Origin of the sequence: Trinickia violacea, from assembly GCF_005280735.1 — a bacterium.
In the GTDB taxonomy this organism is placed as follows: Bacteria; Pseudomonadota; Gammaproteobacteria; order Burkholderiales; family Burkholderiaceae; genus Trinickia_A; species Trinickia_A violacea.
The window spans coordinates 2,473,449-2,493,200 of record NZ_CP040078.1; the positions used below are offsets into that span (position 1 = coordinate 2,473,449).

General features: G+C 65.1%; 20 protein-coding genes. 13 read left to right on the forward strand and 7 right to left on the reverse strand.

What is annotated here, in order from left to right:
* Positions 1 to 47: 47 nt before the first annotated feature.
* Together FAZ95_RS33180 and FAZ95_RS33185 are read left to right on the forward strand one after the other, a co-directional pair.
* Positions 48 to 1,118, forward strand: a complete 1,071-nt coding sequence (locus FAZ95_RS33180) for an ABC transporter ATP-binding protein (protein ID WP_137336624.1) — start codon at positions 48 to 50, stop codon at positions 1,116 to 1,118.
* Positions 1,119 to 1,220: 102 nt separating this feature from the next.
* Positions 1,221 to 1,505, forward strand: coding sequence for a hypothetical protein (locus FAZ95_RS33185; RefSeq protein WP_137336625.1), 285 nt, complete (start codon positions 1,221 to 1,223; stop codon positions 1,503 to 1,505).
* Here FAZ95_RS33185 and FAZ95_RS33190 read toward each other — a convergent pair.
* The 4 genes from FAZ95_RS33190 to FAZ95_RS33205 form a co-directional block, all read right to left on the reverse strand.
* Positions 1,472 to 2,587, reverse strand: a complete 1,116-nt coding sequence (locus tag FAZ95_RS33190) for a hypothetical protein (RefSeq protein ID WP_254700062.1) — start codon at positions 2,585 to 2,587, stop codon at positions 1,472 to 1,474. The genes FAZ95_RS33185 and FAZ95_RS33190 overlap by 34 nt on opposite strands.
* 184 nt (positions 2,588 to 2,771) lie before the next feature.
* Positions 2,772 to 3,233, reverse strand: coding sequence for an Lrp/AsnC family transcriptional regulator (locus FAZ95_RS33195; RefSeq protein ID WP_137336626.1), 462 nt, complete (start codon positions 3,231 to 3,233; stop codon positions 2,772 to 2,774).
* 164 nt (positions 3,234 to 3,397) lie between these two features.
* Complete coding sequence (locus FAZ95_RS33200) at positions 3,398 to 4,432, reverse strand: alpha/beta hydrolase (protein ID WP_137336627.1); 1,035 nt, start codon at positions 4,430 to 4,432, stop codon at positions 3,398 to 3,400.
* Positions 4,433 to 4,538: 106 nt separating this feature from the next.
* Positions 4,539 to 4,964, reverse strand: a complete 426-nt coding sequence (locus FAZ95_RS33205) for an organic hydroperoxide resistance protein (RefSeq protein ID WP_137336628.1) — start codon at positions 4,962 to 4,964, stop codon at positions 4,539 to 4,541.
* Between the two features lie 649 nt (positions 4,965 to 5,613).
* On the opposite strand from FAZ95_RS33205, the gene FAZ95_RS33210 reads away from it, so the two are divergent.
* From FAZ95_RS33210 to rimJ, 3 genes are all read left to right on the forward strand, one after another.
* Positions 5,614 to 6,537 carry an ATP adenylyltransferase family protein gene (locus tag FAZ95_RS33210; protein WP_137336629.1) on the forward strand — a complete coding sequence of 308 codons (924 nt, stop codon included), beginning with the start codon at positions 5,614 to 5,616 and terminating at the stop codon, positions 6,535 to 6,537.
* A 204-nt stretch (positions 6,538 to 6,741) separates the two neighbouring features.
* Complete coding sequence (locus FAZ95_RS33215; protein ID WP_437437797.1) at positions 6,742 to 8,226, forward strand: SH3 domain-containing protein; 1,485 nt, start codon at positions 6,742 to 6,744, stop codon at positions 8,224 to 8,226.
* A 133-nt stretch (positions 8,227 to 8,359) separates the two neighbouring features.
* Positions 8,360 to 8,932: a ribosomal protein S5-alanine N-acetyltransferase gene (gene rimJ, locus FAZ95_RS33220; protein WP_137336631.1), complete on the forward strand. Its 573-nt coding sequence runs from the start codon at positions 8,360 to 8,362 to the stop codon at positions 8,930 to 8,932.
* Between the two features lie 51 nt (positions 8,933 to 8,983).
* Here the strand turns inward: rimJ and FAZ95_RS33225 are convergent, their stop codons facing one another.
* Positions 8,984 to 10,285, reverse strand: coding sequence for an MFS transporter (locus FAZ95_RS33225; protein ID WP_137336632.1), 1,302 nt, complete (start codon positions 10,283 to 10,285; stop codon positions 8,984 to 8,986).
* A 165-nt stretch (positions 10,286 to 10,450) separates the two neighbouring features.
* Between FAZ95_RS33225 and FAZ95_RS33230 the strand changes: the two genes are divergently transcribed.
* The 8 genes from FAZ95_RS33230 to mdcH are packed head-to-tail and all read left to right on the forward strand — an operon-like array spanning position 10,451 to position 17,589.
* On the forward strand, positions 10,451 to 11,242 hold the full coding sequence (locus FAZ95_RS33230; RefSeq protein ID WP_137337728.1) for a GntR family transcriptional regulator: 792 nt from the start codon (positions 10,451 to 10,453) through the stop codon (positions 11,240 to 11,242).
* Positions 11,243 to 11,249: 7 nt separating this feature from the next.
* Positions 11,250 to 12,920, forward strand: coding sequence for a malonate decarboxylase subunit alpha (mdcA, locus tag FAZ95_RS33235; RefSeq protein ID WP_137336633.1), 1,671 nt, complete (start codon positions 11,250 to 11,252; stop codon positions 12,918 to 12,920).
* Between the two features lie 3 nt (positions 12,921 to 12,923).
* Positions 12,924 to 13,877, forward strand: coding sequence for a triphosphoribosyl-dephospho-CoA synthase (locus FAZ95_RS33240; RefSeq protein WP_137336634.1), 954 nt, complete (start codon positions 12,924 to 12,926; stop codon positions 13,875 to 13,877).
* A complete protein-coding gene (locus tag FAZ95_RS33245; RefSeq protein WP_137336635.1) occupies positions 13,865 to 14,179 on the forward strand; it encodes a malonate decarboxylase subunit delta in 315 nt (104 codons plus the stop codon). Before FAZ95_RS33240 ends, FAZ95_RS33245 begins: the two co-directional genes overlap by 13 nt.
* Positions 14,176 to 15,132: a biotin-independent malonate decarboxylase subunit beta gene (locus tag FAZ95_RS33250; RefSeq protein WP_137336636.1), complete on the forward strand. Its 957-nt coding sequence runs from the start codon at positions 14,176 to 14,178 to the stop codon at positions 15,130 to 15,132. The genes FAZ95_RS33245 and FAZ95_RS33250 overlap by 4 nt, the downstream gene beginning before the upstream one ends.
* Entirely contained in the window at positions 15,129 to 15,941 is an 813-nt protein-coding gene (gene mdcE / locus FAZ95_RS33255; RefSeq protein ID WP_137336637.1) for a biotin-independent malonate decarboxylase subunit gamma, read from the forward strand. Before FAZ95_RS33250 ends, mdcE begins: the two co-directional genes overlap by 4 nt.
* Positions 15,942 to 15,949: 8 nt before the next feature.
* A complete protein-coding gene (locus FAZ95_RS33260) occupies positions 15,950 to 16,663 on the forward strand; it encodes a malonate decarboxylase holo-ACP synthase (protein ID WP_137337729.1) in 714 nt (237 codons plus the stop codon).
* Positions 16,663 to 17,589, forward strand: a complete 927-nt coding sequence (mdcH, locus tag FAZ95_RS33265; RefSeq protein ID WP_137336638.1) for a malonate decarboxylase subunit epsilon — start codon at positions 16,663 to 16,665, stop codon at positions 17,587 to 17,589. The genes FAZ95_RS33260 and mdcH overlap by 1 nt, the downstream gene beginning before the upstream one ends.
* 83 nt (positions 17,590 to 17,672) lie before the next feature.
* On the opposite strand, the gene bla is transcribed toward mdcH, so the two are convergent.
* Both bla and FAZ95_RS33275 read right to left on the reverse strand, forming a co-directional pair.
* The gene (gene bla, locus FAZ95_RS33270) at positions 17,673 to 18,560 is read right to left on the reverse strand and encodes a class A beta-lactamase (RefSeq protein WP_137336639.1); all 888 of its coding nucleotides are present in this window, start codon (positions 18,558 to 18,560) and stop codon (positions 17,673 to 17,675) included.
* A gap of 357 nt (positions 18,561 to 18,917) precedes the next feature.
* Positions 18,918 to 19,715: a peptidoglycan DD-metalloendopeptidase family protein gene (locus tag FAZ95_RS33275; RefSeq protein WP_137336640.1), complete on the reverse strand. Its 798-nt coding sequence runs from the start codon at positions 19,713 to 19,715 to the stop codon at positions 18,918 to 18,920.
* Between the last annotated feature and the right edge of the window lie 37 nt (positions 19,716 to 19,752).

Genomic DNA, 19,752 nt, shown 5'->3' on the forward strand with positions numbered 1-19,752 from the left:
GCCTACGCAACGGCGCCGGCGAACGAATTACGAATAGAGTTTCATCGATGAGCAATCTGAACATCAGCGGCTTGAAGAAGTCGTTCAACGGCGCGGCGGTGCTGCACGGCATCGACCTGACGGTCAAGAGCGGCACGCTGCTCGCGCTCCTGGGCCCGTCGGGCAGCGGCAAGACCACGCTCTTGCGCGTGCTCTGCGGCTTCGAGGAAGCCGACGCCGGAACGGTCGAGATCGACGGCCGGCGCGTCGTGGGCCCCGGCGTGCACATGCCGTCGGAGCAGCGCCGCATTGGCTATGTGCCGCAGGAAGGCGCTCTGTTCCCGCATCTATCGGTCGCCGACAACATCGTGTTCGGTCTGCCGCGGACGCTGCGCCGCGCGCGCCATCGCGTGGCCGAATTGCTCGAGCTCGTGGGGTTGCCCGCCTCGTATGCCGAGCGCGCGCCGCAGCAGCTCTCGGGCGGCCAGCAGCAGCGCGTCGCGCTGGCGCGCGCGCTCGCGCCGTCGCCGACGCTCGTGATGCTCGACGAGCCGTTCTCGTCGCTCGACGCGGCGCTCCGTATCGAAACGCGGCAAGCGGTCGCCGATGCGCTCGCGGCCGCGGGCGCGACCGCGGTGCTCGTCACGCACGATCAGTCGGAAGCGCTTTCGCTCGGGCATGAAGTGGCCGTGCTCTGGCGCGGCAAGCTGATCCAGACTGCGACACCCGAGGCGCTTTACCGGCGTCCGGTGTCGCGCGAGTTGGCGTCGTTCGTCGGGGAAGCGGTGTTGTTGCCCGGGGTGGCGACGCGCGATGCGGTCGACTGCCAGCTCGGGACGCTGAAGCTCGCGGCGCCGGCGAACGCCGGACCGGTCGATGTGATGGTGCGTCCGGAACAGATCCGCATTTTGCCGGCGGGGGCAGCGGCTGCGACGCAGGCGAACGGCGTTGCTTCATTGCATGCGGCGACGGTGCGCGAAGTCGCGTTCTTCGGCCAGGACGCGAGCATCGGCCTCATGCTCGATGCAGCGCCGGGTATTGCGATCCGGGCGCGCGTGCCCGGCTATTTGAGCCCGCAAGTCGGCGACAAGGTGAGCGTCGCCGTGGATGGGGAAGTGACGGCGTATCCGCGCGCCTGACACGCGTGTCCTTCAGCATAGGGTGAGTGCGCTGGGGTGACCCAAACGGTCCTGCGGCCATGCTACGATTTCCGTCTCTTACGCAAAGCGGAGGCCACGGTCGTGATACGCAAGACGCTCAACGCATCCCGCCTGCAAGACGAAGTGAGCCGGCGCATTCATCGAATCCACGAGATCGTCGAAGACGGCGTAAAAATCCGCGTGCCGCAGCCGCAAAAGCAAGAGCCCGATAAAACCGGCTGCAACTGGACCATGAAACACTTCGGCAACGCGATCGGCTATGAGCGTGTCGTGGCCGAAGTGCTCGACGCCGTGCGCGCCGAGTACAACTTGTCCGAAGACACCAAAGACATTCACAGCCTCTTCGCCGACCCCGAAGGCTCCTGAGACTGATGCCCGCGAGGCGCCTCGGCGGCCTGCCGCTCGAGGCTCGCCGGCCGAGGGTGCAGCAGTCGAGGCACCAGCGACTTCACGACGCAGCGGATCAGCCCGACCTTGTGCGCAACCGAGACCGCGCGCCAAAAGCGCACCGGATCGAACTCGGCGAACTGCGCCTCGCGCTCCACGAGCGGCTTGTTGCCGGGCAGATGGACGAACGCGCAATGCTTGTACCAGGACAAATTGCGATGCGTGTTGCCCGACCAGTGGCGACCCACCGTCTGATAAGCGCCGACATCGAGAATCGGCTGCCCCTCGTCCGCGAGCGCGTTGAGCGCCGCCGACATGAATGCCTCGTCGCCGACATGATTCAGTCGAGGCATCTCGGCAACGTAGCGATCGAAGTATTCCTTCCCGCGCGCGACGAGCGCATCGAGAAACGCAGGCGTCGCAAGCAGAAACTCGCCGCCGTACCAGCGCGGATTGACGAGCCGCCGTCCCGCGACGATCTCGAGATCGGCAATCACGCGTGCGCTGCCGTAAGCCGGGAACTCCTGATCCGAAATATCGAACGCACCGACGCCAAGCGCCGCGCAGCGCCGAATCACTTGGGCATCGAGCGCGTGCATCGCCACCATATCGGTATCGAGCAACATCAGCAGCGCGTCTTCGGGCAGCCGCTTGCTCACCTGGCTCAGCAAATCGAGCTTGAAATGCGCGGCGTAGAACGGCGTGCTCTTCGGCAGATCGATGCTCGTCGCGGCAAGCGCATGCACGTCGGGGCGCGCGCTCGCGGGCGCATGAGCCAGCAGCTCGGCGACGCGATCCGCCGCATTCGTAAAGACATTCAGGCGCGGCATGCCGGCCCGCAGCAGCGACTTGTTCAAGCACAGCGCCTGCCAGACGTAGCCGAGCGGACTCTTGCTGCGGCTGTTCGGACTCGACGCGCCCGCCGGGTCCAGATACACGAGCGAGCACGGATAGATGGGATGCATCGTGGCCGGATAGCGCTGGGCGTCGTGCCGCGCACGGCGCCCCATAGTCACCTTCGATACGATGCGGCGGAAATCAGCGAAAAATGAAACCTGCATGCATGGCCCCCGAACCTGCTAGACAGCAGAGTCAATGGTATGAGGGACCGCACGCACGTATGCGCCACAATGCTGTTGCCTGAAGCCATCGGCCAATGCGATGGATCGAGCAATCAGACAGGGACGTATCGAATCGGACCCGTTGCCGGGGAGGCCGCGCAAGCGCCGTTCCTGAGCGCGCGGCTCAGAGCAGCGGCAACCCGCCATAGCGCTTCACTTCGCGCAGCGACAGCACGGACTCCACCGAGGTCACGCCCGGCAAGGCTCGCAAAACGTCACGTATGAACGCGCCATAGTCTTCGAGATCTTTCGCGACCACTTGCAGCAAATAGTCGGCGGTGCCCGAAATGTTGTGACACGAGACGATGCGGGGAATACCTTGAACTTCGCGCTCGAACTGATCCGACAGCTTTCTGTCATGCACGCCGAAGCGCACGTTGGCGAAGGCGACCACGCCGATTTGCAACGCCGAGCGCGACAGCACGGCCTGATAGCCTTCGATGAAACCCTCGGATTCGAGCCGCTTCAAACGCCGCGCGCACGGCGTCTCGCTCAAGCCGACGGCATCGGCGAGGCTCGCGTTCGTCGCACGGCCGTCGGATTGAATCTTCATCAGGATCGCGCGATCCGTTTTATCCAGCTTCATGAGTCGATCTCCAAGGACGCGCCGCATCATAGTGTATTCCACTCACGCGCACGTCTCGTCGGCAGAAAAATTGCCCGAAATCGCTCATGGCTTGGCGAGAAGACGATGCCTTTCTCGAACCAAGCGCACGGGGGGCCATGCCGTGGCCGCCCCCCTTCCTACGCTCAATCTTGCGCGAGCCGCGTCTTCAACTCGTTTGCCAGCTGCTTGAGCGCGGCCTTCGTCGGCGGATCGTCAGCCAACGCGTTGAGCAGGCCGAAGTCGTGAATCGTGCCGTTGTAGCGCGTCGTCGTGACTGCGTCGCCGGCCGCGTCGAGCTTGCGGCCGTATGCCTCGCCTTCGTCACGCAGCACGTCGAATTGCGCGACTTGGATCAGCGCGGGCGGCAGCCCCTTCAACTGATCGACTGAAGCACGCAGCGGTGACGCATAGATCTCACTGCGCTGCGACTCGTCTTTCGTATAAGCGTCCCAGAACCACTTCATCATCGAGCGCGTCAGGAAGTGATCCTTGGCGTACGCGAGATACGAGGCATCGTCGAAGTCGTGGTCCGTCACGGGCCACATCAAGCCTTGGAAGCGAATCGCCGGCCCTTGCTTGTTCTTCGCCATCAGGCTCACGACGGCCGCCATGTTGCCGCCGACGCTATTGCCCACCACCGCGAGACGCTGCCCGTCCACACCGATTTCAGCGCCGTGCGCAGCGACCCATTTTGTCGCGGCATACGCCTGATTGATCGCGACCGGATAGCGCGCTTCAGGTGAAGGCGTGTAGTTGACGAACACCGCCACCGCCCCCGACTGCACGACGAGGTCCCGCACCAGTCGCTCATGCGTCTGAAAATCGCCAAGCACCCAGCCGCCGCCGTGGAAGAACATGAACACCGGCAGCGTGCCCGTTGCGCCTTGCGGGCGGACGATCGTCAACGGCACACGGATGCCGTCTTGCTCGATGGTTTTGTTCGACACGTCGATGCCGGACAGATCCACCTTCGCGCCATTTTGTGCATCGATCAAAACTTGACGCGCTTTCGCAGGCGGCAGCGTTTCGAGCGCGGGCCCTGTGCCGCTGTTAAGCGCGCTCAGGAACTTCGTGGTGACCTGGTCCGGAGTGACCGGCACCGCGGGGCTTGCTGCCGTGGCAAGCGTGGAGACGCCTGCAAGAAGCGCCGAAAGCAGCAAGGGCTTGAACGATTTCATATGAGACTCCTATGTCGACCCGAGTTAGCGCTTCAACGTTTTCTCGGGTCGCGTGCGCAGTGGTTACGATTTGACAAGGCGATGCGAGACCGAACCCGAGCGGCGGTCAAACCACCGTCAGCGTGACGTCAATGTTGCCGCGCGTGGCGTTCGAGTACGGGCACACGATGTGCGCCTTGTCGACGAGCGCTTGCGCCGCTTCACGCGCCATGCCGGGCAGCGAGATCTTCAGCTCGACTTCGATGCCGAAGCCGTTCGGAATCGCGCCGATGCCAACGCTGCCGTTGATCGACACGTCAGCCGGGATCGCGATCTTGTCGCGCATCCCCACAAACTTCATCGCACCGAGGAAGCACGCGCTATAGCCGGCGGCGAACAGCTGTTCCGGGTTCGTGCCTTCGCCACCCGCGCCGCCCAATTCGCGCGGCGTCGTGAGCTTCAGGTCCAGCTTGCCTTCGGGCACGACGGCGCGGCCGTCACGGCCTCCGGTGGCGGTGGCTTGAGCGCGGTAGAGAACTTTTTCGATCGACATGATGAGGCTCCTGTTTTGCTATCTATTACTAGATAGATAAGAGATTAAAAAAAAATGCGCCAACTTCCGAACTGCTGATCGACCACATCTATCTACCCAAAGATAGATGTGGTGGTAAAACAAAAAGGCGTGATTGCCTTCGATTCACTACAACTTCAAAACGGCGATGAAGGTGCGCTTCGTTCTACCTCTAACCGCTTCGTTCGCAACCTTCGTTTCCATGGCTCGAACTTTATCTACTCATAGATAGACTGTCAAGCGCTTTTTTGAGGCGAGGAAAATTTCCCGCGCCACGGCCCAAACTTGCGGTACGTAAAATGTGTTCGATCAGGCCGAAACGTCACCGCCCGCCCCTAGGGCCTGTTCACGCTAATAACGGGCTTGCGCTGGCCGCCATAAGGGCCGAGCGCGAGGATTGCGACGAAGCGAATACTCGACGTATTCGCGAGGAGGATGACGCGGCGATCGGCCCTTCTGGCGGCCAGCCCCTGAAATGCATTTTTTTAAACACGGGAACGTGCCTTTCCGCCCGCATTGCGGCGTCGGTCGTCGCTTGTTTGGCAAGGCCAAACGGCGCTCCTCCCTCCTTGCACTGCGAGCGGAAAGGCACGTTCGCAAGCCCGTTATTAGCGTGAACAGGCCCTAGAACATGGAAACCGCCCGCCAACTGCAACCCGGCACGCTGTGGCCGGCCTTATGCAAGCAAACGGCGCACGCGCTGCGTTGCGGCGCGCTGCAACCGATCGCGTCCGACGAACGGCTCATCGAAGACGCGGGCGTCCGCTTCATCGTCCGCGAGGTATCGAGCCTCGCGCGCAAAGACCAAGCACGGCCCGCGCCCGCCGCACGTTCCGCCGCGAGCCCTCCGGTGAACCCGTTTCTGCCGCACGACCCGAACCTGTTCGTCGCCGACGTCTCCGACACGCACTTTGCGTTGCTCAACAAGTTCAACGTCATCGACCATCATCTGCTGATCGTCACTCGCTCGTTCATTAGGCAGGAGACGCCGCTCAACGCCGCCGACTTCGCCGCGTGGTTCGCCTGCCTCGCCGAATTCGACGGCCTCGGCTTCTACAACAGCGGCTCCGAGGCGGGCGCGAGCCAGCCACACAAGCATCTGCAGATCGTGCCCTTGCCGCTCGGCACGTCGGGGCTGCGGCTGCCTATCGAGCCACTGCTGAACACGGCGCGGCTGCAAGGAACGATCGGCACGATACCGGGCCTGCCGTTTCGCCATGCATTCGCGACGCTCGATCCGGCATCCGTGAGATACCCGGATGCGGGCCGTATCGCCGAAGCGCGCTATCGCGCGCTGCTCGATGCCGTTCAGCGGCAAACCGCCCCCGCGAACGGCGAAACGCCGTCGCAGTTGCCGTATAACCTGCTGGTTACGCCAAGCTGGATGCTGCTCGTGCCGCGCTCGGCCGAGCGCGTCGAATCCGTCGCCGTGAACGCGCTGGGATTCGCGGGCTCGCTATTCGTGCGCGACGCCGCGCAGAGGCAAACGATCGAGCGCCTCGGACCGATGAATGTGCTTTGCCGCGTCGCGTTCGCGCCGGACGAGGATCGTTGAAGCCGCTTTGCTGCGGCATTGCAACGGCAACAGAAATCGACACGGCAGATACCGCAACTCGCCGTATCATCATGGCCTTCGTGCCAACGCCTTGCGAGCATCATGTCTTTTGCCGTTCCATCCCAAACGAAAACCGCTGCTTTGACCGCTTCCTTATCCACGCGCCTCGCGGCTGCGTCGCTTCGCTTACGCATCCCAGCCGCGATACTCTGCGCGGCACTGGCCGCGTGCACCACGACCGCTCCCGTATCGTCGGGTCCGGCCGCCGAGATCGACCGGGTCAGCCTGTTCCCGATGGCCGCCTACGATCAAGACGTCGATCACTGGATCAACCCTGCGAGCCCTGACTACGACAAGCCGTTCCTGAGCGCGAGCGACCAGGCGGCGCATGTCGAAGCGCTGCTCGCACGCGAGTTCGGCACCGGCCCGGACAGCCCCTCGCCCTGGAACGCCGCGTTCGTCGACGCGCGCGTGTACGCGGCCCACGGCAGCGACATCGCCGGCCTGCAGAAGAGCCGCATCGCCCGCTACGACAACACGGGCAAGGATGCGCGGCACATCGGCTACGGCCAGAACTTCCGCGAGCACACGAAGGCGTGGATCGACGCCATCGCGCAGAACATGGATGTCGCACAGTTCGAGCGCAACACCGGCTACAACGCGTCGCGCCGGGCCATCGCGACCGGCAATCTGCTCGTGCGCGAATTGCCGACGATGGATCCGTCCTTCTACTCGCGCCACTTCGCGGGCGAAGGCTATCCGTTCGACAACCTGCAGATTTCGGCGATCCGGCCGGGCACGCCGCTTTACGTGCTGGGCCGCAGCGTGGACGGCGGCTGGGACTATGTGCAGACGCCCGACGTCCAAGGCTGGGTACGCAGCGACAACGTGAGCTTGGCCGACAACACGTTCGTCGAAGCCTGGCGCCGCAATGCGCGCAAAGGGCTCGGCGCGGTCATCGCGGCGTCGGCGAGCGTGGTCGACAGCGGCGGCACGTTCCGCTTCGATGCGCCGGCCGGCACGCTGCTGCCGCTCGCGCCGCTGCAGCTCGGCGTGAAGCCCGGCACGCGCGTCGTGCTCGTGCCGGTTCGCGATCTCGACGGCCGCGCCGTGATCCAGACCGCAAAATTGAGCGACACCCAGATCGTGCCGATGCCGTACGCGGCGACGCCGCGCCATCTCGCGACGCTGATCAAAGCGTTGATCGGCCAACCTTACGGCTGGGGCAACACGGGGCTCTACAACGACTGCTCGTCCGAATTGCAAAGTGTCTTCGCCGCCTTCGGCGTGTGGCTGCCGCGTCACTCGTCGACGCAGATGAGCGCGGGGCAGATGGTTGATCTCTCGTCGTCGAGCACGGCGCAACGCCTCGACTATCTGGTCCACAACGGGCAGCCGATGCGCACGCTGATCTACATCGGCGGCCACGTGATGCTATACCTCGGCAACACGACGCGCGGCGGGCAAATCGTCCCGGTCGTCTATCAGGACGTATGGGGGCTGCGTCCGGCCGACAACAGCCGGCGCGCGGTGATCGGCGGCTCCGTCATCTTCCCCCTGCTCGAAACGATGCCTGAAGATCCCGCGCTGCAATCGCTCGCGGGCACGCCGATCTTCCAGATCACCGTGCTCGGCGCGCCGGAAAGCGGCACACCGCCCGCGCCCGACGAGGACAATCCGGCGAGCTGACCCAGCCTCCCGCGCAAAAAGCAAAACGGCCTGCCGATGAAAATCCTTCATCGGCAGGCTGTCCGGCGCGATTCGCAGGCGCGTCGGTTGCGTTCCGCTTCGGCTCAGTGCGCCGCTCATAGGGAAATACCGAATGCCTCCCGCTCTGCCATTTCCGCCCGAAGGCATCGTCACGGCTCGCGTCGTTCTACGCACAGCGAGCCCTGCCGATTCCGAGACCCTGCTCGCGTATTACGCCGCCAACAGCGCCCACCTGAAGCCCTGGGAGCCGGCAAGGCCCCCGCACTTCTATGAAAGGCAGTCGATCGAAGCGCGCCTCGCACTCATGACCGAACAGATGGCCGCGGGCAACGCCCTGCATGTGTTGCTGTTCGAGCGCAGCGAAGGCGAACTGATTGGAGACTGCAACTTCACGAATATCGTTCGCGGGCCCTTCCAGGCATGTCATCTCGGGTACGCGCTCGGCGCGCGCTTCGAGGGTCGCGGGCTGATGCACGAAGCTCTGAGCGCCGCCATCGCGTTCATGTTCGAGACCGTCGGATTGCATCGCGTGATGGCGAACTACCGGCCGGAAAACCAGCGCAGCGCGCGCCTCTTGGAGAAGCTCGGCTTCGAGCGCGAAGGGCTGGCCCGCGCCTATCTGAAGATCGATGGAGCCTGGGCCGATCACGTGCTGACCTCCCTGATCAACCCGGCCGATCGATAACGAAATTGGCGTCGTTAGGCAGCCCGACACAATCGGGCTGCGTCCGCCCGTCTACTGAGGCAACGTCTCGCCGCGCGTTTCGGGGGCGAGCGGAATGATGAAAAGCCCGATCACGAACGCGATCGCCGTCAGCGCGACCGGCACGCCGAGCGTATGCAAATGCAGCACCGCCGCGCCGAGCAGAAAGTTCACGCCCGCGCCGACGAACCGGCCGAACGACGTGCAAAACGCAAACGCGGTAGCACGCACGCGCGTCTCGAACTGCTCGGGCAGCCACAAGCTGAAGAGCGCGAAGTTGCCGCCGAAAAAGCCCAGCACGAAGAGCCACGCGATGAACGGCGCAAGACCATCGGGCAGATAGAAAGCCCAGCCGAAACTCCCCGCAATCGATACCGCCATCCCCGCAAAATAAATCGCAAGCGTCTTCCTGCGCCCGACTTGCTCCGCGAGCCAAGGCAATACCAGGCAGCCCAGTATCGTGCCGATCGACAACAAGCCCGTTGCCAGCGACGCCGTCTTGATCGCGCCGTTCTTGTCCATGCCCGCCTTCGTCGCGAGCTGAATCACGGCCGACGGTTCATAGACCGCCCCCGCCCACAAGCCCACGATGGCGATCGTCAAGAGCGCGCAAGCCACCCAGGTGCGGCGCCGATAGCGCGGACCGAAGATCTCGCGCAACGGCTTCACGTGAACCTTCGTGCTCGCCTCGGCCTTCTGCCACTTCTCCGTTTCCTTCACGCGCGTCAGCACCAGAATCGCGACGAAGACCGGCACCGCGCCGGTCAGGAACATGGCGCGCCAGCCGAAATGCACGCCGACCGTGTAGTTGAGCGCCGCTGCCAAAAAGAAGCCGGCGTAGTAGCCGGTCTGCAAGTAGCCCGCGCCCATCTTGCGCCGGTCCTCGGGCCACGACTCCGCGACATAGGTGCCCGCGAGCGCCCATTCGCCGCCGATCCCAACACCCGCGATAAAGCGGAAGATCGCGAGCTCCCACACGTTCTGCGCAATGGCCGAAAGCCCCGTGAAGATCGCGAACGTGAAGATCGTGCCGGCCAGTACCTTCGTGCGTCCGAAGCGGTCGGCAATCGGCCCCCAAATGAACGACAAGCCCCAGCCGACGAGAAACAGCGCGAACAGCAGCGAGCCGGCAAGCCCGACATTGGCCGGCGTCGCCGCATAGCCCGATCGCGGCAGCAACTCTGTCAGCGCGGGCGTCAGCACGAGCGCGTAGATGAACGAGTCCATCCCGTCCAGCGTCCAGCCCGTCCACGCCCCCCAAAACCCCGCAATCTGCGAACGATTGAGCGGCGTGCGTTGTCGCGCGAGCCTCGCGCGGTCCGTCATTGAACTCATCTTGCTCCTCCGGTAATACGGTTGAACGTCTAGACTCAACTCAAATGAACCCGCGAGCGTGCGGCAGATGCCGCTACGCTCGCGTCGGATACGTGCCAGACCTCGGTTTTGTTGTCGGGTTTTTCCCGTTGTCGAGTTCGTATTTTATATATAATATTTGCCATCATGAATGACGCAACGACTCGTTTTCCCTTAGACGATCCGTCCGGCGCGAACGCGCTGCCTGGCACGATTTCTGTCGCAGAACGCGCGAGCGCCTCGCGGATGATCGCGAACGCGCTGCGCGATGCGATCGTCGACGGCACCCTCGCGCCTGGCGCACCGCTGCGCCAGGACGCGATCGCACGGCACTTTTCGGTCAGCGCGATTCCCGTGCGCGAAGCGCTGCGTCAGCTCGAAAGCGAAGGCTGGGCCAAGGTCGAGATCAACAAAGGCGCGACCGTCGCGCCTTTGTCCGCCGATGAGGCGCGCGAAATCTACGAGATCCGCGCCGCGCTCGAGAGCCTCGCGATCGGCCTCGCGATTCCCGCTCACACGCGTGCCTCGCTGCAACAGGCGGAAGCGCTGTGCAAGGCCGCAACGGCGGAATCGGACCCCTCGCTCTATGTCGCGCGCAATGAAGCGTTCCATATGAGCCTCTATGCGCCTGCCGCGCGGCCGCAACTGTTCGAATTGATCGGCGTGCTGCACCGGCGCGGCGAACGCTATCTGCGGCTCAAGTTCGGCCTGCCGTCGTACAAGGGCGAGTCCGATCGCGAACACACGGCGCTGCTCAAGGCCGTGCGCAGGCACGATATCGCCGCGGCGCAATTGCTCGTCACCGAGCATCTGCTCGACACCGGCGACCTCCTGCATCGCTTCCTCTGCGAAAACGCGGAAGCCGTGAGCGCCGCCAGTGCGCCGTCCAAAACTCGCAAGCCGCGCGCGAAACGCGAGCGCGCCACCTCCGGGAGCTGAACCGCCGATGAATCACCCAGCCTTCACCTCGTCCGTCACAACCGCCGCCCGCTCGTGGACCACGCTGCGCGATGAAAAAGCGCGGCGCCTTGCGGCCATCGCGCCCTGGCTCGAAGAGCGTGTGCTGCCGCGCGAGCGCATCGTCGCCGCGCTCGAAACGCTGATCCGTCCCGGCGACCGCGTGGCGCTCGAAGGCGACAATCAAAAGCAGGCCGACTTTCTGTCGCGCTCGCTCGCGAAAGTCGATCCGAAAAAAGTGCATGACGTTCACTTGCTGATTTCGAGCATCAGCCGCCCCGAACATCTGACGCTGTTCGAGCAAGGCATCGCGCACAAGGTCGATTTTTCGTTTGCGGGCCCGCAGAGCCTGCGCGTGGCGCAGTTGCTCGAAGACGGGCAATTGGAGATCGGCGCGATCTATACGTACGTCGAGCTGTATGCGCGGATGTTCGTCGATTTGACGCCGAACGTCGCGCTGCTGTGCGCGGAGAAAGCCGACCGCCACGGCAATCTGTACACGGGGCCGAACACCGAAGACACGCCCACCATCGCCGAGGCCGCCGCGTTCCGCCACGGCATCGTGATCGTGCAAGTCAACGAAGTCGTCGACGAGCTGCCGCGCGTCGATATCCCCGGCTCGTGGGTGGACATCGTCGTCGAGGCCGATCGCCCGTTCGCGGTCGAGCCGCTCTTCACACGCGACCCGCGTCATATCGGCGACTTGCAGGTGCTGACCGCGATGATGGTGATTCGCGGCATCTATGAAGCGTACGGCATCACGTCGCTCAATCACGGCATCGGCTTCGACACGGCGGCGATCGAGCTGCTCTTGCCGACCTATGGCGAATCGCTCGGCTTGAAGGGCAAGATTTGCCGCAACTGGACGCTCAATCCGCACCCGACGTTGATTCCGGCCATCGAGTCCGGCTGGGTCGACAGCGTGCATTGCTTCGGCAGTGAAGTCGGGATGGAGGCGTATATCGAGGCGCGTCCCGACATCTTCTTCACGGGCCGCGACGGCAGCCTGCGCTCGAACCGCGTGCTGTGCCAACTGGCCGGGCAATACGGTGTCGATCTCTTCATCGGCTCGACGCTGCAGATCGATGCCGACGCGAACTCTTCGACCGTCACGCGCGGACGTCTCGCGGGTTTCGGCGGTGCGCCGAACATGGGACACGATCCGCGCGGGCGGCGTCATTCGAGCGAAGCGTGGCTCAAGCTGCTGAAGGCGAACGGCCCGATTGCGCGCGGCCACAAGCTCGTCGTTCAGCTTGCCGAAACCTACAAGAAAGGCGGCGAACCGACCTTCGTCGACGAGCTCGACGCGATCGCCGTCGGCGCGAAAAGCGGCATGCCGATCGCGCCCGTGATGATCTACGGCGACGACGTGAGCCACGTCGTCACCGAAGAAGGCATTGCGCATTTGCACAAGGCCGAAGGCATCGACGAACGGCGCGCGGCGCTCGCTGCCGTGGCCGGCGTCACGCCGATCGGATTGCGCGCCAAACCCGAGCAAACCGCGGCGCTGCGGCGGCGCGGCATCGTCGCGTATCCGGAAGACCTCGGCATTCGACGCGGCGAAGCGAAACGTTCGTTGCTCGCCGCACGCAGCATCGACGATCTCGTCACGTGGTCGGGCGGCCTCTACACGCCGCCCGCGCGCTTTCGGAGCTGGTAAGCGATGAGCGCCACGACAGCCTGCGCGGAACTTGCCTGCGTGCCCCGCGCCGCGCCGCGCGCAAGTCAAGCGGCGCCTTCGGCCGCAGACGCGAATCGAGCGCCTTCCGATGCCCGCCTCGCACGCTTCGCCGTCGATGCCCTGCTCGAAGAAGCGCACCTCACGCCGAAGCCGGCGCTCGTCGACCGGCGCGGCAGCGGCGCGCATCGCGACCTCGATCTTGCCGTGATGACACGCTCCGCTCTCGCGCTCGAACCCACGTTCGAGGCGCTCGCGCGGGCGTCCCGCAACCGCGCGCCGTCGGTGCCGCTGCGCGCGCAGCTCGCGCAAATCGGCCGCGCCGGTGAAGCCGCGATGATGCGCGCGACGGGCGGCAGCAACGCGCATCGCGGCGCGATCTGGATCGTCGGCCTGCTGGTTGCGGGCGCAACGATTTGCGGCAACGTCCAGGCGTCGAGCGCGGCGCGCATCTGCGATCTCGGCGCGCAGATCGCGTGCTTTCCCGATCGCTTCGCCCCGTCCGCCGACAGCAACGGTACGCGCGTGCGCGACCGCTATGGCGTCGGCGGCGCGCGGCGTGAGGCACAGGACGGGTTTCCGCACGTGATCGGCGTCGGCTTGCCCGCGCTCGACGCCGCGCGGCAACGCGGCGTCGACGAAAACGCGGCACGTGTCGACACGCTGCTCGCGATCATGACGTCGCTCGACGACACCTGCCTGCTGCATCGTGCCGGCTGGCCCGCGCTCACCGCCGCCAAGCGCGGTGCGCGCCGCGTCCTCGACACCGGCGGCAGCTCGACTGCGAGCGGACGTGCCGAACTCGATTCGCTCGAGCGCACGCTGCTCGCGCTGAACGCGTCCCCCGGCGGCGCGGCGGACTTGCTCGCCGCGACTCTTTTCATCGACAAGCTGGTCCGCCACCGGACCAGCGGGAGCCCCACGACATGGAACATCTGACGTTCGACTACCCGGCACAGCGTCCCGTGACCGCCCGCGCACATGTAGGCGTGGTCGGCTCCGGCGACCTCGAAGTGCTGTTGGCGCCGAGCGATGCGATGACGGCGCGCGTCGTCGTGCGCACGAGCGTCGACGGCTACGGACACATCTGGAAGCACGTGCTCGATCGCTTCTTCACGCGCTACGACGGCGCGGCGTCGATCGAGATCAACGACTTCGGCGCCACGCCTGGGGTCGTCGCGCTGCGGCTGGCCGAAGCGGTCGAGGCCTCCGAACAAGGCGCCGGGAGGGAGGCGTCATGAGCGAGAGCGGCGCTATCGATAGGAACAACGACACGAACAACGGCGCGGCACATCCCGCGCCCCTCGTTCGCGAGAGCTTCATCGAATTGCCCGCACGTGAACGTGCGCGCGCACTGCTCGACGCCGGCACGTTTCGCGAACTGCTCGGGCCGTTCGACAAGCTCGAATCGCCGTGGCTGCCGTTGCAAGGCATCGTATGCCAGGCCGACGACGGCGCCGTGATCGCGCGCGGCACGATCGACGGCGCGCCTGCCGTCATCGCTGCGATCGAATCGGCGTTCCAGGGCGGCAGCATCGGCGAGGTGTCCGGCAGCAAAATCGCCGGGGCATTGGAACTCGCGTTGCGCGATTGCGAACGAGGCAAGCTCGTGCGCCCGGTCATCGTGTTCGAGACCGGCGGCGTGCGCTTGCAGGAAGCGAATCTCGGGCTCGCGGTCATCGCCGAAATTCAGGCGGCGATCGTCGCGCTGCGCCGCCACGTGCCGGTCGTCGGCGTGATTGCGGGCATGGTCGGCTGCTTCGGCGGGATGTCGCTTGCGGCGGCGCTGTGCTCCTATCTCGTCGCGACCAAGCAGGGGCGGCTCGGCATGAACGGTCCTGAAGTGATCGAGCAGGAAGCGGGCATCGACGAACTCGATGCGAGCGACCGGCGCTACGTCTGGCGCTTGATCGGCGGCGAGCAGCGCGCGGCGACCGGTCTCGTCGACATGCTCGCGGACGACGACACGAACACCCTCCGCGCCGCTGTGCGCGATGCGTTTGCGCGCGGCGTGCCGGCGCAGCATCGAAGCGAAGCGGTCGAGTCGTATCAGGCGTTGCTCGCGCAGATCGATCCGGCCGATGTCTCGCCCGACGCGATGCGCGCTGTGTTTCAGGTGAACGCGTCACGCGGCCGCACGGCATCGGCCGGCGCGCAACAGCAGCAGCAGCAGCAGCAGGAGGAGCAAGCATGAGCGACATCACGACGACTCGCGGACAACGCTGGTTCCGTGCGCTCGCAGGCGAGCCTCGCACGGCCGCGCCGGTATGGTCCAGCGATGCCGCCCTCGGCGCCGATACCGCACGCTTCATTGCGGTCGTGCCCGATGCCGGCAATCGCTTTCCGCGCGCGGTCGATAACGTTGTCGGGCTCGAACAAGGCTGGCAACTGGCGCGCGTCGTCCGCGACACGATGAAAGAAGACGCGGGTACGAGCACGCGCCGCCCGATCGTCGCGATCGTCGACGTGAAAAGCCAGGCATACGGATATCGCGAGGAAATGCTCGGCATTCATCTCGCGTGTGCGGCGGCCGTCGATGCCTATGCGGCTGCGCGTGCCGCCGGGCATCCCGTGGTGGCGCTGATCGTCGGGCCGGCCATGTCGGGGGCATTCCTCGCGCATGGCTATCAGGCGAATCGGATCGTGGCGCTCGACGCGCCGGGCATCGCTGTGCACGCGATGGGCAAGGATTCGGCGGCGCGCGTGACGCGCCGCTCGGTCGAAGCGCTCGACGAGCTCGGCGAAACGATCACGCCGATGTCGTACTCGCTCTCGGCGTTTGCCAAGCTGGGTCTGCTCGACACGCTGATCGGCGGCGTGGACGCCGATGCGCCGACCGGCGCGCAAATCGAACGCGTGCGCGGCGTGTTGACCGAAGCCGTGCAAAGCGCGCGCAGCGGTACGAGGGACTTGTCGCACCGGCTCGAATCCGCAGCGGCAAAGACGACGCGCGCCGCATCGATCGAAGCGCGGCGGCGTCTTGCCGAGCAATGGGATGCGTAATGAACGCCATGGCGCCGGACATCACGCGCGCATGCGCACTGCCGCCTTGGACGGCAAATGCACCCGTCACGCCGGACGGACGCTGGCGCGCGCACGATCTGCTGAAACTGCGGCGACTGCCTGAACTGCCCGGGGAACCGGCGTGGGTGCGAAGCGCGTTTGCCCGCGCGCCGTTCGCCGTCGTGCGGCGCGCCGAATCAGCGGCGGGTTTCGTCGCGATCGGCGTGCGCGGCGCGGAACGCAACGCGCGCTATGGCACGTGGGCCGAAGCCGCAGACATCGAAGCGGTCATCGCACCGGAGGATTTGGCCGGGATGCTGCCTACCATCGACCGCGCACCGTATCCGGTATACAAAATTTTGAACGCCGTACGCCAGACACGCTGTCTGTCGGCATTCATCTGGGGACCGACGGGAAGCGCCGGCTTCGAACTCGCGACCGGACTGCCGACGGTCACGTCATCCAGCGACCTCGACCTGCTGGTTCGAACGCCGACGCTGCTTTCGATGGACACAGCACGCGCCTTGCTCGACGAATTGACGGCTCACGCCACCCGCGCCGGCACCCGGATCGACGTGCAACTGGAAACGCCGGCAGGCGGCGTCGCGCTCGCCGAATTCGCCTCGACCAAGGCGCGCGTGCTGGCTCGCAGCGCGCAAGGTCCGCGACTCGTCGCCGATCCGTGGGCCACGGCCGAAGCCCATGCGCAGGAGTCGACGTAATGCTCGCTTATCTCTTCCCGGGTCAAGGGGCGCAAAGCGCCGGGTTCCTGCACCGCCTGCCGGCCCATGCCGCAATCCAAGACACGCTGGCGGAAGCCTCGCACGTCCTGAGCACCGACGTGCTGACACTCGACACCGCCGAAGCGCTCCGCTCGACCGTTGCGGTGCAACTCACGCTCGTGATTGCGGGCGTCGCGATGACGCGCCATCTTGCGGCTGAAGGACTGTTCGCGGAGATGAGCGCCGGCTTGTCGATCGGCGCGTATGCAGCCGCCGTGAGCTGCGAAGCCTTGGCGTTCGCCGACGCGCTGCGGATGGCAAAAAAACGCGCCGAATTGATGGAGAGCGCCTATCCGGGTGGCTATGGCTTGTCGGCAATATCGGGCTTGACCGAACACGAAATCGAAACGTTGACGCGCGAGGCCACGAAAGTCTCCGCAGAACGCGTCTATATCGGTAATGTGAATGCCCCTCGGCAAATCGTCGTTGCCGGCTCGGACTCCGCGCTCGAGGCATTCAACGAGCGCGCGCTCGCGGCGGGCGCGCGCAAGGCGAAGCGGCTCGACGTCAGTGTGCCGTCGCATTGCGAACTGCTCGCCCACGCCTCGGACGAACTGCTCGCCTACAGCGCCGGCGTGCCGTTTCGCGCGCCGCGCAGCACCTACATCGGCAATCGCGGCGCTCGCCCACTGCATACGGCCGATGCGATCCGGGACGACCTCGTCACCAACATGCGTCACACGGTGCGCTGGTTCGATGCGCTCTCGGTGATGATCGAGATGGGGGCGACGGTGCTCGTCGAAGCGCCGCCTGGGCAAGTGCTGACCGACATTGCCAGCGATGCGTACCCCGAGGTCCATGCGCTCGCTTCAAGCACGATCGCTCAAGACAAGCTTGCTGAAACGATTCGAAGACGGCTGGTGTGATTGCCGATCGCTTTGAACCCATCCGGCACGTGGCGAAAAAGCGAAAGTGCGCGACGACGATCCGTTTCCGGTAACGCGGCGTCTCAACCCAGCGCGGCGGCCACGATGCGCGCTGCTGCTGCCAGCACGTCGTCGCGCGGCGACGCATCCTGGCGCGGCTGCGTGAAGTAGATCGCGATAACCAGCGGCGCCCCGGATGGCCGCCAAACCACACCGATATCGTTTGTCGTACCGTAGTCGCCCGTTCCGGTCTTGTCGCCCACTTGCCAATCGGCGGGAACACCCGCGCGGATGCGCTTGCCCCCTGTCGTATTCGCACGCAGCCACGCCTGCAGTTGCTCGCGCTGGCGCGGCGCCAGCGCGTCGCCGAGCGCGAGCTGCTGCAGGCTGTGCGCCATCGACGCCGGCGTCGACGTATCGCGCAAATCGCCGGGAATCGCCGTATTCAGCTCGGTCTCCCAGCGGTCGAGCCGGAACGTCTCGTTGCCGATCGAACGCGCAAACGCGGTCACGGCCTGCGGTCCGCCGAGGATCTTCATCAACAAGTTGCCGGCCGTGTTGTCGCTGTAATCAATCGCCGCCGCGCAGAGTTCGGCGACCGTCATCCCGCTCGCCACATTCGGCTTCGTGATCGGAGAGTAGGTGACGAGGTCTTGTGTGGAATAGATCACACGGCGTTCGAGCAACCCAGGCTCATTCTCGCTGCGCTTCAGAATCGCGGACGCCGCGATCACCTTGAACGTGCTGCAAAAGGCAAACCGCTCATCGGCGCGGTGCAGCAGGCGTGCGCCGCTGCCGGTGTCGATCGCGGCGAGCCCGAGCCGCCCGCCCGAAGACGCTTCGAGCTTCGCCAATTCGGCCTGCACCGTCGAATTGCGCTGCGGACCTGCGGTCAGCGAGGCACAAGCACCGACCAACGGCGTGGACACAGCAGCAAGCAAAAGCGAACGGCGCAGCGCGGATGGCTTCATGGGAATGTGATGTCGAGCGAGGGTTGAGAAGGTGCGATTGGACCTCGCGCTTTTCTCGATAGTTCACTCGCACTGAACCTTGCAGAGCGGCATCGCGGCCCGCCGACAATCGACACTCCCGAAAACGCTCACCTATTCAAACGTTGCATGTATATGCATATATCGCGCAATTTAGCCCGTTATCGACCTGGATTGGTAGGTGCTGGCGCAACGATTCGCGATAAACAGCCGTAGAAGTGCTAACGAACGCGCAGACTCGCCGTTATTCGAGTGCTATCAAAGGTGAGATTTTGCGGGACGTTGCGAGTCGACTGGCGACGACCCTGAGCGCAAACGCCCCGCTGCTGTCGCTAGTGCTCAGCCGTGCCCGTTCGGCAGATACGGCATCGGATCGACAGGCTTGCCGTCGCGGCGCACTTCGAACAGCACCGCGACTCGCGGACTGTCGACGTCGCCCATCTCGGCGATCTCCTCGCCTTGCTTCACGACGTCGCCCGTCTTCACGAGCAGCTTGCGGCTGTGCGAATAGGCCGTCAGAAAATCGGCGTTGTGCTGCACGATGATCAGGCTGCCATAGCCGTTCAAACCGGTGCCTGCGTACATCACACGCCCGGCCGCGGCAGCGCGGACCGGATCGCCCTCGTTGCCGCCGATTTCGATGCCGCGATTGTGACCCGGTTCGAACGGCTCGATGACGGAACCGTCGGCGGGCCACGCGAGCGTGACGCGCTGCGAGTGGCGATCGAGCGTCTGCGCGGAAGCCGCGCTTCCGTTCGCCGCGCCGCGCACGGCAATCCGCAGCGATTCGCCGTTCGCCAAGCGCGGCTTGCGCTTCAGATGATTCCACGCAATCAGGTTCTTGACCGTGCAGCCGTGGCTCTTCGCGATGCTGCCAAGCGTATCGCCGCGCTTCACGACGTAGCTGATCCACTGTACTTGCGTCGACTGATCGCTCGCCGAATCGGCCGTATCGTCCCCGGCGGCGGAAGCGCCCGAGGCCGTCTGTGCCGCCGATGCCGCGCCGGCAGGTGGCGCGCCGGCCGCCATCGTGTCGCTCGAAGCGGGCGGCGCGACGGTCGCGCAACCGGCCATGATGGCCGCCATCGCCGCGCCGGCGATGAGCGCCATGCTTCTGTCGAAATGACCTCGTCTCATCTTCGACTCGAACTCCATTATTTCAAGGGCATCGCTG